Annotated in this window: 8 protein-coding genes; 4 read left to right on the top strand and 4 right to left on the bottom strand. The window is 45.2% G+C overall.

Translation table 11 applies throughout. The features are described from left to right. Positions 1-109: 109 nt before the first annotated feature. Positions 110-1,945, bottom strand: a complete 1,836-nt coding sequence (gene typA / locus H8K52_RS00890; protein ID WP_186920627.1) for a translational GTPase TypA — start codon at positions 1,943-1,945, stop codon at positions 110-112. Positions 1,946-2,280: 335 nt separating this feature from the next. On the opposite strand from typA, the gene htpG reads away from it, so the two are divergent. After that, complete coding sequence (htpG, locus tag H8K52_RS00885; RefSeq protein ID WP_186920626.1) at positions 2,281-4,194, top strand: molecular chaperone HtpG; 1,914 nt, start codon at positions 2,281-2,283, stop codon at positions 4,192-4,194. An 85-nt stretch (positions 4,195-4,279) separates the two neighbouring features. Here htpG and H8K52_RS00880 read toward each other — a convergent pair whose 3' ends face one another. Beyond that, positions 4,280-4,738: an outer membrane lipoprotein gene (locus H8K52_RS00880; protein WP_246464178.1), complete on the bottom strand. Its 459-nt coding sequence runs from the start codon at positions 4,736-4,738 to the stop codon at positions 4,280-4,282. A gap of 240 nt (positions 4,739-4,978) precedes the next feature. Here H8K52_RS00880 and H8K52_RS00875 point away from each other — a divergent pair, with 240 nt between their 5' ends. From H8K52_RS00875 to H8K52_RS00865, 3 genes are all read left to right on the top strand, one after another. Next, positions 4,979-5,791: a spermine/spermidine synthase domain-containing protein gene (locus H8K52_RS00875; RefSeq protein ID WP_186920625.1), complete on the top strand. Its 813-nt coding sequence runs from the start codon at positions 4,979-4,981 to the stop codon at positions 5,789-5,791. 70 nt (positions 5,792-5,861) lie between these two features. Further along, complete coding sequence (gene tfpB / locus H8K52_RS00870; RefSeq protein WP_186920624.1) at positions 5,862-7,646, top strand: type IV pilus assembly ATPase TfpB; 1,785 nt, start codon at positions 5,862-5,864, stop codon at positions 7,644-7,646. Positions 7,647-7,830: 184 nt separating this feature from the next. After that, positions 7,831-10,617 carry a diguanylate cyclase gene (locus tag H8K52_RS00865; protein WP_186920623.1) on the top strand — a complete coding sequence of 929 codons (2,787 nt, stop codon included), beginning with the start codon at positions 7,831-7,833 and terminating at the stop codon, positions 10,615-10,617. A 22-nt stretch (positions 10,618-10,639) separates the two neighbouring features. Here the strand turns inward: H8K52_RS00865 and H8K52_RS00860 are convergent, their stop codons facing one another. Both H8K52_RS00860 and H8K52_RS00855 read right to left on the bottom strand, forming a co-directional pair. After that, on the bottom strand, positions 10,640-12,964 hold the full coding sequence (locus H8K52_RS00860; protein WP_343044112.1) for a TonB-dependent receptor plug domain-containing protein: 2,325 nt from the start codon (positions 12,962-12,964) through the stop codon (positions 10,640-10,642). Positions 12,965-13,164: 200 nt separating this feature from the next. Next, positions 13,165-14,487 carry an ABC transporter permease gene (locus tag H8K52_RS00855; RefSeq protein ID WP_186920622.1) on the bottom strand — a complete coding sequence of 441 codons (1,323 nt, stop codon included), beginning with the start codon at positions 14,485-14,487 and terminating at the stop codon, positions 13,165-13,167. Positions 14,488-14,493: the final 6 nt, after the last annotated feature.

The following is a 14,493-nucleotide window of genomic DNA, read 5'->3' as shown; positions in this document are numbered from 1 at the left end:
ACAAGAAATCAAGCGGGCTTATGTTGATACTACGCAACTCAGATAATTTGCACTACCAAGGTTTAGAAATTGAGTATCAGTTGTCTCTCCAAAACCTTCAACTTATCAATTAAGCTTCGCGAGATGCTTTTTTACGCTCATGTTCCTTCAAGAAACGCTTACGCAAACGGATACTCTTAGGCGTCACTTCAACCAATTCGTCATCTTCAATGAATTCAACTGCGTATTCCAAACTCATTTGGATTGGTGGAACCAAACGCACCGCTTCATCTGTACCAGAAGAACGCACGTTAGTTAATTGCTTACCTTTGATTGGGTTCACAACCAAATCGTTATCACGTGAATGAATACCAATGATCATGCCTTCATAGACTGGATCGTTGTGGACTACAAACATACGGCCGCGGTCTTGCAATTTCCAGATCGCGTAAGCAACAGCTGCGCCATCATCTTGAGAAATCAACACACCGTTACGACGGCCAGCCATTTCACCTTTAGTGTTATCAACAGGAGCATATTCATCAAACACGTGACTCATCAAACCAGTACCGCGTGTCAATGTCATGAATTCGCCTTGGAAGCCGATCAAGCCACGTGCTGGAATACGGTACTCCAAACGCACACGGCCTTTGCCGTCCGGCTCCATGTTTTGTAAATCACCACGACGACGACCGAGTTCTTCCATCACGCCGCCTTGATTGTTTTCTTCTACGTCAACCGTCAAGTTTTCATACGGCTCGTGGCGCACGCCATCCACCATTTTGAACACAACGCGTGGACGAGAAACAGCCAATTCGAAACCTTCACGACGCATATTTTCGATCAAAATTGTCAAATGCAATTCACCGCGACCAGAAACTTCGTAAGTGGAATCATCACCCTCAGCTTGCACAACGCGCAAAGCCATATTGGATTTTAATTCGCGATCTAAGCGATCACGGATCTGACGTGTCGTAACGAATTTACCTTCACGACCAGCCAATGGTGAGCTATTAACCATGAAGTTCATCGTCAATGTTGGCTCATCGATCTTCAGCATTGGCAAGCCTTCCGGTGTATCCGGTGCGCAAATTGTTGAACCGATACTGATTTCTTCGATACCGTTAATCAAAACGATATCGCCAGCCAATGCTTCATCAGCCAATACACGATCCAAACCTTTAAACGTCAATACTTGATTGATACGCGCTTTGCTTGGCTTATCTTCTGGACCATTCATCCAAACAACGTCTTGACCAGCGCGAACGCGACCACGCAAGATACGACCAACACCGATCTTACCAACGTAAGAAGAGTATTCCAAAGAAGTGATTTGCAATTGCAATGGACCATTTGGATCATCTTCACGTGCAGGAACGTGTTTCAAGATCGCATCAAACAATGGTTCCATATTACCGTCACGTACCGTATCTTCTAAACCAGCGTAGCCTTTGAAGCCAGAAGCGTAAACGATAGGGAAATCTAACTGTTCATCAGTTGCACCGAGTTTGTCGAACAACTCAAATGTTGCGTTAACTGCTTTTTGTGGATCCGCGTTTTCACGGTCAATCTTGTTCACAACTACGATAGGCTTCAAACCCAAAGCCAAAGCTTTACGTGTCACGAAACGCGTTTGCGGCATTGGACCTTCTTGCGCATCAACCAGCAACAGAACACTATCAACCATGGACAAGACACGCTCAACTTCACCACCGAAGTCGGCATGGCCTGGGGTATCAACGATGTTGATGTGTGTGCCTTTGTATTCAACTGCACAGTTTTTGGAAAGAATCGTGATACCGCGCTCTTTCTCAATATCGTTGGAATCCATAACGCGATTATCAACTTGTTGATTGTCACGGAAAGTACCAGATTGGCGCAGCAATTGATCCACTAGCGTAGTTTTGCCGTGGTCAACGTGGGCGATAATGGCGATGTTGCGAATAGCGCGTGTATTGTTGGTCATGATTGTATTTATATGGGAGGTGATTCGAATAACCGACGATTATAGCATGCTGCAATGCAAAACTTACGTCTTGATCACAAACAAAGCAGATATTTTCGTCATTATTTCAAAGACTTACTACGTATTGATGACAAAAAGACGGATTTCCGACACACCCTCACTAACTTTCGCGATACGAATCTTTGGGCGCAAAATCGCGACAACCATTCAAATTGAAAATAGAAAAATTCCAACCGCCCTCTTGAAATATCAAGTTAGCACCACATTTGAAGCCCAGTGAAGTTCATTCATCGACTCCGTTTCGACTCCTTCAATTCTTAAATATCGAGGAAAGTATGTCAGAAAAACAAACCCTGGGATTTCAAGCAGAAGTTTCACAGCTACTCCAATTGATGATCCATTCTTTGTATTCAAACAAAGAAATTTTTTTAAGAGAGCTTATTTCAAATGCATCGGACGCTGCGGATAAATTGCGCTTTGAAGCAATTAATGACGCCAGCCTATTCGAAAACGATGTTGAATTAAAAATCAAAGTCAGCTTCGACAAAACAGCGCGTACGCTGACCATCAGCGATAACGGTATCGGGATGACTCGTGATGATGCAGTAAATCACTTGGGCACCATCGCTAAATCTGGCACCAAAGAGTTTTTCTCTAAACTGTCCGGCGACCAGCAAAAAGACGCGGCTATGATTGGACAGTTTGGTGTTGGTTTCTACTCTGGTTTTATCGTTGCCGACAAGATGACAGTGGAATCACGTCGTGCTGGTACTGCTGCAAATGAAGGCGTGCGCTGGGAATCAGCTGGCGCTGGCGACTTCAGCGTAGAACAAATTACCAAAGAAGATCGTGGAACGTCCATCACTTTGCATTTGCGCGAAGGTGAAGATGATTTCCTCTCGTCATGGAAACTCAAGTCCATCATCCGCACTTATTCCGATCACATCTCTTTGCCGATTTTGATGCAAAAAGAAGAATGGGATGATGAGAAAAAAGAACAAGTTCTGAAAGATGAACTCGAAACTGTGAATCAAGCAAGTGCTTTATGGGCGCGCAGCAAATCCGACATCACGCCTGAGCAATACACAGAATTCTACAAACATATTTCGCACGACTACACCGCACCGTTGACGCACACACACAACCGTGTCGAAGGTCGCAGCGAATACACACAACTGCTATACATCCCTAGCCGCGCACCATTTGATATGTGGGACCGCAATAAACGTGGCGGCATTAAGCTCTACGTCAAACGTGTGTTTATCATGGACGATGCAGAACAATTGATGCCAGTATACCTGCGCTTTGTAAAAGGGATAATCGATTCCAACGATTTGCCTTTGAATGTATCTCGTGAAATTTTACAAGAATCACGCGATATCAAAGCGATCCGCGAAGGCTCGACCAAACGCGTGCTGGGTATGCTGGAAGATTTGGCGAATGCGGAAGGCGATGAAGCTGAAAGCAAGAAAGAAAAATTTGCCAGTTTCTGGAAAGAATTCGGTCAAGTATTAAAAGAAGGTATCGGTGAAGATGCAGCGAACAAAGATCGTATCGCTGCCCTGCTCCGTTTTGCTTCTACGCACAATGACAACGATACCCAAACAGTTTCATTAGCTGACTATATTGCCCGCGCTAAAGAAGGTCAGGACAAGATTTATTATGTCACTGCTGATAGCTTTGCCGCAGCTAAAAACAGCCCGCATCTGGAAATCTTCCGCAAAAAAGGCGTGGAAGTCCTGTTGCTCACAGATCGCGTCGACGAATGGATGCTGTCTTTCTTGACTGCGTTTGAAGGTAAAGATTTAGTATCCGTTGCTAAAGGTGATTTGGATCTAGGTAAGCTAGAAGACGAAGCTGAAAAGAAGCAGCACGAAGAAACTGAAACACAATTCAAAGATCTGGTTGAGAAGATGAAGGCCGCTTTGGCAGATAAGGCTAAAGATGTTCGCATCACTTTCCGTTTGACCGACTCCCCGGCTTGTTTAGTTGCTGATGACAATGAACTCTCTGGCAATCTGGTTCGGATGTTGAAAGCCGCAGGTCAAGCAGCGCCGGAATCCAAACCAATTTTGGAAGTCAATCCAGATCATCCTTTGGTGCAGCGTTTGAAATACGAGGAAGCGAAATTCAATGACTGGTCTCACATCTTGTTTGATCAGGCCGCTTTAGCCGAAGGCGGGACACTTGATGATCCAAGCGCATTTGTAAAGCGTTTAAATGAAATGCTGTTAAACGTCAGCAAATAAACCCACGAGGCCTGTAAATCGCCTCCAAAAACAAAAAACCGGAATTCACACTCCGGTTTTTTGTTTTCTGCGAAGACCAATCGTCTTAATGCGTTACGCGTGTCGTACGACGATCTGACAACAAACGTACACGATCACCGGGACGGAAAGTTTCATCAGCATCTTGCGTAATCGCCTTCAAGTCGCCATTTTCTAGGCGAACAGTGATTTCCAAGCCTCGACGGGTATTAGCGTTAGATTCCATATTATTACCAATGATTCCACCCACGACAGCACCAACAATTCCTGTCGCTGTGGAACCACGACCACTGCCAACACTAGACCCTGCCAAACCACCTAAAGCGGCGCCAGTTAATGTGCCGACACCACTTCGACCACCATCGATCGTGACTTCACGCACAGAATCAACCACACCCATGCGAACCGTCATTTCATTTTGGGTTTGGTAAGGACGGTAGACATTGCCTGATGTTCGGGTTGACACGCAAGCACTCAGTGAAAACATTGTCGCCGTCACGGCAGCAACCAAAATTAACTTTTTCAAAATAAACTCCTTTTTTCTTGGATCTGATTTTAAGAATACATTCAACAAAAAACGACGCAAACAAATAGTTACCATCACCTGTGAATGTACAACGTAAGATTTAACAATCAGTTGACATTCCGCATAACATTCGTCGAAGACCGATCCCGATATAATTTGATGGCACATAGTACAACATAGGGCTTACAATCAATCTTTACAAGATTTACCAGTCAACCTGTTAAACAACACCCGCTTTATATGTTAATCAAACGAAAATCAGTAGAAGCAGAAAGCAATCATCGCTCGGGACCCACGGCTGCAAAAAAAACTGCGTCCACACGCAAACCTAAATTCGCTCCAGTGACCATATCGGAGCTTGATGGCGTCCGCTATTTACACTTTGGCACCGAATGGGTACAAGGTGCTATGCGCTTACGGAAACCAGATTGGCTAGAACTAGAATATGCACAACAAATGATGGCATGGATGCTTTTTTTAGATAAGCCTCAACACTTGCTTCAACTAGGATTGGGAACTGGCGCCTTAACGAAATTCTGTTATCGTCAATTTCCTGATGCAAAAGTAACGGCAGTCGATCTCAATCCTTCAGTCATCATGGTTTGTGAAAGCATGTTTAAGCTACCACCAAATGACGAGCGTTTAAATGTCATTGAAATGGATGCGATGGACTTTGTTTGCGACCCCAATCATCAAGCCCAATTTGATGCGATTCAAGTCGACGTATACGATGCAACTGCACGCGGGCCTGTCTTAGATAGCACTGAATTTTACGAGGCCTGCTCACAATGCTTAAAGGACGATGGCGTATTAACTGTCAATTTGTTTGGTGATCACCCGAGCTTTGCAAAAAACATTAAAGTGTTACGTTATGTATTCGGCACTGTTCTGTGTCTCCCGGAAGTACATGATGGCAATGTCGTGGCAATTGCTTTCAAATCTCACATGAAGTTGAATGCAGAAAGTTTGTACGCACGAGCGGAAGAGATTCGGACCAGCACCAAGCTGCCAGCCAAGACCTGGGTTGACGGCCTGCTATCGACTCAAAAATAGTAAGCAGAAATAAAAAGACCGTTCTGTTGGCTAGCACGCCATCACTTTGAAAACTAGAGAACATACAAACATGACTAGCGGAACAATCAAAAGTTTAAGCATGCAGCAAATCTTCACCTGGCTGATGGAAGACGGCATTGTAAAAAAAGAAGATGCTAAAACAGCGTTCAATCATGCTCGTGGCATTTTGAAAAATGGATCCGAAAGCATGCATCCATTCACTGCGATTGCGCAAGCCAAACTTTATTCTGCCATACGCCCTCAGCAGCTGCTGACCTTAGACTGGCTAACAGAATGGGCAGCCCGTAAAGCCGGCTTACCTTTTTATCGAATTGATCCGCTCAAAATCGACTTTACAAAAGTGTCGGATGTCATGTCATCCACCTATGCAACACGATTTAATATTCTGCCGGTGGATGCCAACAATGATAGCGTCACCATAGCAACCACAGACCCCTATGACAACCAAGCGTGGCTCGACGAAATTGCACGTATTACAAAAAAAGAAATTCGATTGGTGCTTGCCAATCCACTCGACGTAGCACAATACACAGCACAATTTTTCTCTCTCGCAAAATCCATCAAAGATGCTCGCAAATCAAATGGTAATGATATTGCGCTCAGAAATAATTTCGAACAACTTGTTGAATTAGGCAAGTCAAACAAGCAGGTCGATGCCAATGATCAACACATCATTAATATCGTCGATTGGCTGTGGCAATTTGCCTTTGATCAGCGTGCCTCAGACATTCACCTCGAACCTAAACGAGATATGGCTACCATACGTTTTCGTATTGATGGTGTTCTGCATCAAGTGTATCAAGTGCCGGCCATCGTTATGATCGCTATGACGGCGAGGATCAAATTGTTGGGCCGGATGGATGTAATCGAGAAACGACGACCACAAGATGGCCGAGTAAAAACCAAAACAGCTGATGGACAAGAAGTTGAACTGCGTTTATCGACATTACCAACCGCGTTTGGCGAAAAATTAGTGATGCGAATTTTTGACCCAGAAGTGGTAGTAAAAACCCTGCCTGAGCTGGGATTTCCGACGAATGACGCAATGCGCTGGGATGGTCTAACAAAAAAACCGCATGGCATTATCTTGGTCACAGGGCCAACTGGTTCTGGTAAAACAACGACGCTATACACAACTTTGAAAGCATTAGCGACGCCAGATGTCAATGTTTGTACCGTAGAAGATCCTATCGAAATGGTCGAAGCGTCGTTTAACCAGATGCAAGTTCAATCAAATATCGACCTATCTTTCGCCGATGGCATACGTGCGTTAATGCGACAAGATCCCGATATCATCATGGTGGGTGAGATTCGAGATTTAGCGACTGCCGAGATGGCGATCCAGGCTGCGTTGACTGGCCATTTGGTGCTATCGACATTGCATACCAACGATGCGCCATCTGCGATTATGCGCCTGCTGCAACTGGGCGTGCCTTACTATCTATTAGAAGCGACCATCGTTGGCATTCTAGCGCAACGTCTGGTCCGAACTTTATGCCCGCATTGCAAGGCTGATGACGGCGACATTACGGATCCAGTATGGGCAGCAATGGTTGAGGAATGGCCAATAGATAAACCAAAAACAGTTTATCGCCCAGTCGGCTGCATCGAATGCAGACAAACTGGTTACAAAGGGCGAACAGGCTTATACGAATTATTAACTGTGTCTCAGACGTTTAGTAAGTTAATACAACAAGATTCAGACATTCATGCGTTACGAGATCAAGCGATTAAAGATGACATGAAGCCGTTACGAATTGCGGGGGCCAACAAAATTATCGATGGCGTGACCACAGCAGATGAAGTATTAAAAGTAACTTCTTCCTTATTCTAATAAATATTGTTCGAATCAATACCAAACGAAATTGACTTTTTAAAATTTTCAAAATACATTGAAAACTGACTTAGCATCAACTCACTTCACATTTGCGGGATAAATCGTATTTCAAGTGCATCGTCTTTATGTTAAATTCGCTGACGCTGTAATTTCGAGTTAGCTGAATCATTGCAAGGCCAGAATGGATTTGTACGCATTAGACGCAGAAATTTTCGCACTGGAAGCGACCTTGACGTCGCTGGCAGGCTCGTCTCGTCTTGAGACGCTAGTCTCGTTGGCATGGTACTTACGTCAACGTCAATCGTCTCGAGCTCTAGCTTACAGCAAAGAAGCAAATGCACTGCTAAATAGCAGCACTTGCGAGCCAAGTGAAACTCACTTGTTTAACGCTTATATTAGCCTCACAACAGCAGAAATTCACTGGCTTGTTGGCGATCTTGATATCGCGAAAAACCAAGCCAAACTTGCCCACGATCTATTTGACCAAGAACAAGATCCAATAGGACTTGGTGATACTTATTTTCTCTTTAGTTCGATTCATAGGGATTTAGGTGAAATCGAGAAACGTGATACATGTTTGCTCGCAGCAATCGATCAGTACAAACTCGCTCAAGATACGACCCGCTATCAAATTGCCTTGGCTCGAAGTTTACACAATAGTGCAATTCGTGATCCGCAAAAAACCAATACCTTACTGCATGAGCATTTTGACCTAAGTCTCAGCTACCCGACCGAGGTCAATGCATGGCTGACAAGTGCGCAAGCGATCATTGCGAATAAAGTTGGCGATATGGGTGAGTCATGCCGCCTACATATACAAGCACATCGCGCCGCCTTCGAGACTGGCCAAATTCGGTTGGCGATTCTTGCCGCAACCAATGCGGGGGACTCTTTCGCGACTCTAGGTGATTTAGACGCAGCCTTGGAATGGAATGGAATTGCCTTGGCGCTCTCTCGCAGTAATCAATGGCCGGGCTCACTCGCGATTGCATTACTACAAATAGGCAATGCACTTAGGCTGCTAGAGCGCCATGAAGATGCCAAAGAGAAATTGATTGAGTCGTTAAACATACAAAGCAAGATTCCCAACTCCCGCACGTTCGCCCATACACTAGCCTATCTCGGTGATTTGTCACTAGATTTAGGAGAGCCGGAGCAAGCATTACAGTATTTCGAGCAAGCCGCTGACAAAATTCAAACGCATGATGAACCCGTGTTTCTTTCAGACTGCTGGCGTGGACAAGCGATCGCATTTTGTCGTCTGGAGCAATTAGGCGAAGCAGAAGAAAAAATCAAACAAGCATTACACATAGCCCGAGCGCATCACAACATTGACGAACAGATTAAGTGTTTGCGTGTCTATGCTGAGCTGGCAAAAAAACTCCCCGCGCTTGATTACGACACGACGCAAAATATAAACAGCTTTCCTCATCTAAGCTTGCACTACCAGCTCGAAGCCTTGGCTCTATGTAACTCCATCAAAGGTATTAATATTCCCGCGGATTTACTTGATAATATTGCCGATAGCTATGCGGCAATTGAGGATTACAAAACAGCATTTCAGTACTCACGACTGGCGGCAAAAGCCAAAGAAAATCGCCGCCTGAATGAAGCCCGCAATCGCGCCACAGCGATGCAAGTTCGTTACGACAATGAGCGCCATCGGGCAGACGCCGAATATCACAGACGTATCGCAGAAACTGAAGCAAAACGTGCTGCAAGTTTGCAAGAGGCGGGTAATACCCTTGAAACTTTGGGGCTAATAGGTCGAGAACTCACCGCTAATCTCAATGTCGAGTCGGTATTTGAAGCCTTGCACCGGCACGTTGATGATTTGCTAGACGCTACCAGCTTCGGAATTTCTCTGCTAGAACCAGATGGAAACACCTTGCGCTTTGTTTTCGGCATAGAAAACGGCGCACCGATTCCAAGTTTTGAAACTGCACTTGACCACCCGATCTCATCTTTCGCCCGTTGTGCCCGTGAACGACAAGAAATTATATTGGAACGCGAACCGGGCGCAACCGGGCGCTTCATCATTCCAGGTACAGTAGCCACACTCAGTTTGTTATATACGCCATTGATGATAGGTGAGCGTCTCTTAGGTGTAATGTCAATACAATCAACTCGTGCCCATGTGTATGGCGAAAGGGAACGCTCAATTTTACGTACGCTGGCGGCTTATGGTGCTATTGCACTTGACAATGCATCTGCCTATAAACAGTTGCAAGCGACCTTAGCGGCCCTGCGAGAGACGCAAAATCAATTGGAGGAAGTGAGTATCACTGACCCTCTAACAGGACTCAGAAATCGTCGTTTTTTATTGCAGAATATTGAACGCGATGCTGCACGTGCTTTGAGAGCCTATGAAGATAAAATTAGCGACGCATCCGATCCATTAAGCAATCCTGCTGACGACGACATCGTCTTTTTTATGGTTGATCTTGATCATTTTAAATCGGTCAACGACACTTATGGTCATGCCTGCGGCGACATGGTTTTGATACAAATGCGTGACCGCTTGCAGAGCGTTTTCAGAGAGTCAGATTATCTTGTTCGTTGGGGTGGAGAAGAGTTTTTAGTGGTTGCGCGCACTTGTAATCGAAAAGATGCGCCTACTGTCGCGGAGCGTATCAGACAAGTGGTTTCAAATACGCCATTCATTTTATTGGATGACATATCAATATCACGCACCTGCTCGGTTGGCTATGCAGCATTCCCATTCTTACCGCGACAGCCACATCTCATGACGTGGGCACAAGTTGTCAACTTTGCTGACCAAGGCCTATATATCGTCAAAAAATCTGGACGCAATGCTTGTGTAGGAATAAGCCATACGCCAATGGACACTGTTGATGATTTCTATAACCTTATAATGCGACACCCACAACAAGCTGCCGAGCAAGGATTAATTCAAATTATTTCGCATCAAATCGAAGATTTTAATGAATCGATACGAGCCAGTTAAGTGCTTGAGTTAAGCGCTTCAGTTAAATCTTCAATTCCAAACGCAAATTAAATACCGTAAAAGTCTTAGAACGACTACTTTGCAAATAATTGATGCCATTAACTGCATAGGTGCTGCCGCTTAGATAATCGTTTGCTTGTAAGTTACTAGCGGACAATCGCAATTTCAAGCTAGTTGACAACTTCCACAAAGCATACATATCCAATTGTCGTTTAATGCCTGTACTGGTCGTCTGCGTATCGCTAGTTTGATTTACATAGGCTGGGGTCCAATTGAGATTGCCGCCTAGTGTCAAGGGTACGCCACCCACACGATAATCAAGTCCGAAATTAGCAGTTTGTGCAGGTTGTTGGTCGAGGCGATTATTCGGCCCCTTTACATCATCAACATTCGACCAAAATCTGCTGTAATTGGCACGAACATCGATCGCTGGTGCTTCAGGGAAAAATTCTTGCACCTGAAATTTCGCTTCTAGCTCTATGCCTTTTGCGACGGCATGTCCAAGATTGATCGGTGAATTAACCCAACGTTTTTTATTTTCAACCATGACGTCTTCAGTGCGGCGACGAATTAAATTATCGATGTTTTTCACAAACAAATTGACACTCATAATCCCTGCACTCTTTAGATAGTGCTCATAAGCGATATCAAATCCGCGCGATAATTCTGGTTTTAAATCTGGATTGCCTGTGCGATCTGGACGAATCGGGCCATTTAAAGGCGATATCGCCGGTACCGCGATCACGTCGTTTAAGGCTGGAGCACGATAACTATTCGTCAAACTCATGCGTATCTGATCTTTACCAAAATCCGGTATCCGATACACAGCATGTACGATAGGACTAAAAACACTGGTCGAACTGTTGACGACGTGATGGGATTTACTACTAAGGGTTTTAATCCCTTCCCAACGTAAGCCAGCATAGCCAGACCACTGTGCATTGATATCAATTTCATTCTGAACATACGCTGCAAGTCGGCGCGTTGATGCTGCCAAATTGTCGCCAGAATCGGCAAACTGTGGCTGTCCATCATCGAGTGAAATACGTTTCTGCTCGCGTTGATTGCGTTCAAAATCCCAACCAGCTGCCAGATTCTGTTTATCACCAATCGGTGTTGTGTACTTCCCACCTTGACTAAATGAGGTATCGCGCGTGTTATTGACATCGCTAATGAGGTTCAGTTGCTCACCGCTCTTCGCATATTGCCTACGCAAGCTGTCACTATCTGAGCGACCAATGCCGCCCCCCATCTTCAATGTCAATTTGGAGGTATCGTCGAAACGATGCTGGAAATTCGCATTTAAGCGAAATAAAGTCGAGTCTGCGTTCCCGTTGGAATTTGCCAGTGCGACAGGCTGCTGCCCCGTTTCTCGATCTGGCTCATCTGGAAATTGTGTCAGCGTCGACGTGTTTCTAGAACGGCTGCGGGAGTTCATTAAGAACGGTTGCAGCGTTAGACTATCGCCATCTTCAAATTTGTAACTGAACCTAGGCGTCAAATGAACACCTGTGGACTGACGTGTAGTTTGGTCTATTTGATCTTGTATCAGTCGAACCAATCCTGCGTCGGTTTGTTCTATGCGTTCCGAATTGGTGTAATCATGCTGACCATTCCGAAAAATTGATCCACTTAAAGCATAACTGAGATTACCTATTTGCCCCGGATAGGTAATGGACAAATTGGGTGCAACCCTGCCCTGCTCAAATCCTAACGCCAACTTCAAATCAATGTCTTTGGGATGATACTCTTCACGCAAAATGATATTGATGGTACCTGCAATTGCCTGCGTACTAAACTCTGCCACCGGCCCACGCATTACCTCGATACGTTCGACCTGATCAGGCGATAAAGACTCCATCGAAAAACCGCGAGGGGGACGTTCGCCATTGACTAAGATCTGTGTGTACCCACCACCCATACCGCGCATACGCACGTCGCCACCACGGCCTGGACGACCACCAGTTGTCACGCCAGGCAATCGCTTTAAAATTTCACCCACTGTGAAGTCACCGTCACGATCCAACTCTTCACGGCCAACAATAATTTTGCCCGCAATCGAATTGCGCCGTAAATCCATATCCGATTGCTTAGTGCCGTTCACCATCACTTTTTGTGGAGTATCCGAAGCTTTAGCATCGACACTCGATGGTTTTTCTGAACTCGAATTCGCCTGCAGTTTTTTTTGCGAAGTATTTTGCACAGCCCGACGTCGATTCTCCTCCTTGGTTTTCGACGGTTCCTGACGTTCACTCACCCGCTCTTCGTTCTTCGCTTTCTCCTGCACTTCTTGAGCAATCGACACGTGACTAATAGCAAATACACCGCTTATGGCGAGAGTAGTCACGTTAAGGGGAAAAGAAAGGAATCTCATTGGGATGATCAACGCCAAAAAAATGGTGAAAAGTTCAAAAAAATTTTCACCATTATATTTTCAATCGTTGATTGGTAAGACCTCTATTGAGACTTGTTTTGTATGCGATTGAAACAAGCGTCTGTCTTCTGTTACGTTTTGATACGAGGAATGCCATCCAAAACCAACGCTGTCTATTTCGCAGCTTGTTCGCGACCAAAACGCCACAAAGCCAAAGTTCCAAAAATTGCGGTAAATCCTAACAAAGCCGCCATCGATGGCAGAGCAGCTTCAATGCCTAAACCTCGCCATGTCATGGCATCAAAGCCATCGACTGCCCAACGTGTCGGAATAAACATCGTCATATCTTGCAACCACTGTGGAAAGAGAAACGATGGCATCCAAGCTCCACCTAGCATCACCAAAACTAAAGTCGCAAAAGTCGCAATGCCACGAGCGGCTTCGGGCGTTTTACCAAAGGCGGCAATCAGCAATCCAAAACTTGCTGTCATCAGCGCAAAACTAATCGCGATTCCAATTAGGCCCGGCACACTGCCTAATATCTCGACCTGAAATACCAAAATCGCCACCGCACATAGGACACAACTGACGAACAAAGCGATCAATGCGCAAGACAAAGCGCGAGCGATAATGAGCGTATTCATACCAATAGGCGCCGCCAATAAGCGATTCCACAAACCCTGTTTGCGTGATTGCAGAACCCCAATACCCGCATCAATCGCTAAAAACAAAATAAACTGCACCGTCATGCCAGCAAAAGAATGGGCATAACCATTGTAAGTGCTGGCGATGCCACTCTTTGCATTGAGAGCCTCTTCCTTAGTATGAAAAGGCATTGTTAATCCAGCCTCTTTTTGGGGCTCTTTTGTGGCAGTCGCTTCAACTTTGCGATCATCGCCGCGTTGATGTTGTTGAAATTGTTGCAAACTACCCAAAAAAGTTTTCAACTCTTTCTGTTCGCTACTCAGTGCTGGCATCGCTTCAAGTTTGGCAAGTGAATCTGCAACCATATTGGTGCCGCCGCTACCAGAAAACATTTCTGCGCTAACGCTTTGCATGACATGCTGTGTCAAAATTCCTTTTACCATCGCCAATACTGTGCTTTGTGAAGGATCAAAATATAGTGGCAAATCTGGTTTTTCATTCGTACCAAAAAATGCGGCCCCCGCTGCCTCACCAAAACCTGCAGGCAACACAATCGCCACCGCCAGTTTTCCTTTACGCACCAACTCTTGCGCTTGCTCCAGACTTAACTCTTGTATTTGTAGACTCGTATCGGCTTTCAGTCCTGCGGAAATTTTGTGACTGATCACATGCTGATCACTTTGTACCAAGGCAATTTCTATTTTTGCCGCGTCTTTCTTACCGCTACCACCAGTCAGATAACCAAAGAATGCTGCCAACAAGATAGGCATCAGCAGTGTTAGCACTAAGGCGCGTTTGTCGTGCAAAAATAAAATGATGTCTTTACGTATCAGAGCAAATAGGGGAATCATGATTGA

It is taken from the genome of Affinundibacterium seohonense (assembly GCF_014284305.1).
GTDB classification, from domain to species: domain Bacteria; phylum Pseudomonadota; class Gammaproteobacteria; order Burkholderiales; family Burkholderiaceae_D; genus Undibacterium; species Undibacterium seohonense.
The sequence above is the reverse complement of the archived record's forward strand: the minus strand, read 5'-3'. Positions and strand labels throughout refer to the sequence as shown.

What these genes read in the sequence shown, in the direction of transcription:
- tfpB (WP_186920624.1), top strand. Translation starts at nt 5,862, where the DNA reads ATGACTAGCGGAACAATCAAAAGTTTAAGCATGCAGCAAATCTTCACC.
- H8K52_RS00855 (WP_186920622.1), bottom strand. Translation starts at nt 14,487, where the DNA reads ATGATTCCCCTATTTGCTCTGATACGTAAAGACATCATTTTATTTTTG.
- typA (WP_186920627.1), bottom strand. Translation starts at nt 1,945, where the DNA reads ATGACCAACAATACACGCGCTATTCGCAACATCGCCATTATCGCCCAC.
- H8K52_RS00875 (WP_186920625.1), top strand. Translation starts at nt 4,979, where the DNA reads ATGTTAATCAAACGAAAATCAGTAGAAGCAGAAAGCAATCATCGCTCG.
- H8K52_RS00865 (WP_186920623.1), top strand. Translation starts at nt 7,831, where the DNA reads ATGGATTTGTACGCATTAGACGCAGAAATTTTCGCACTGGAAGCGACC.
- htpG (WP_186920626.1), top strand. Translation starts at nt 2,281, where the DNA reads ATGTCAGAAAAACAAACCCTGGGATTTCAAGCAGAAGTTTCACAGCTA.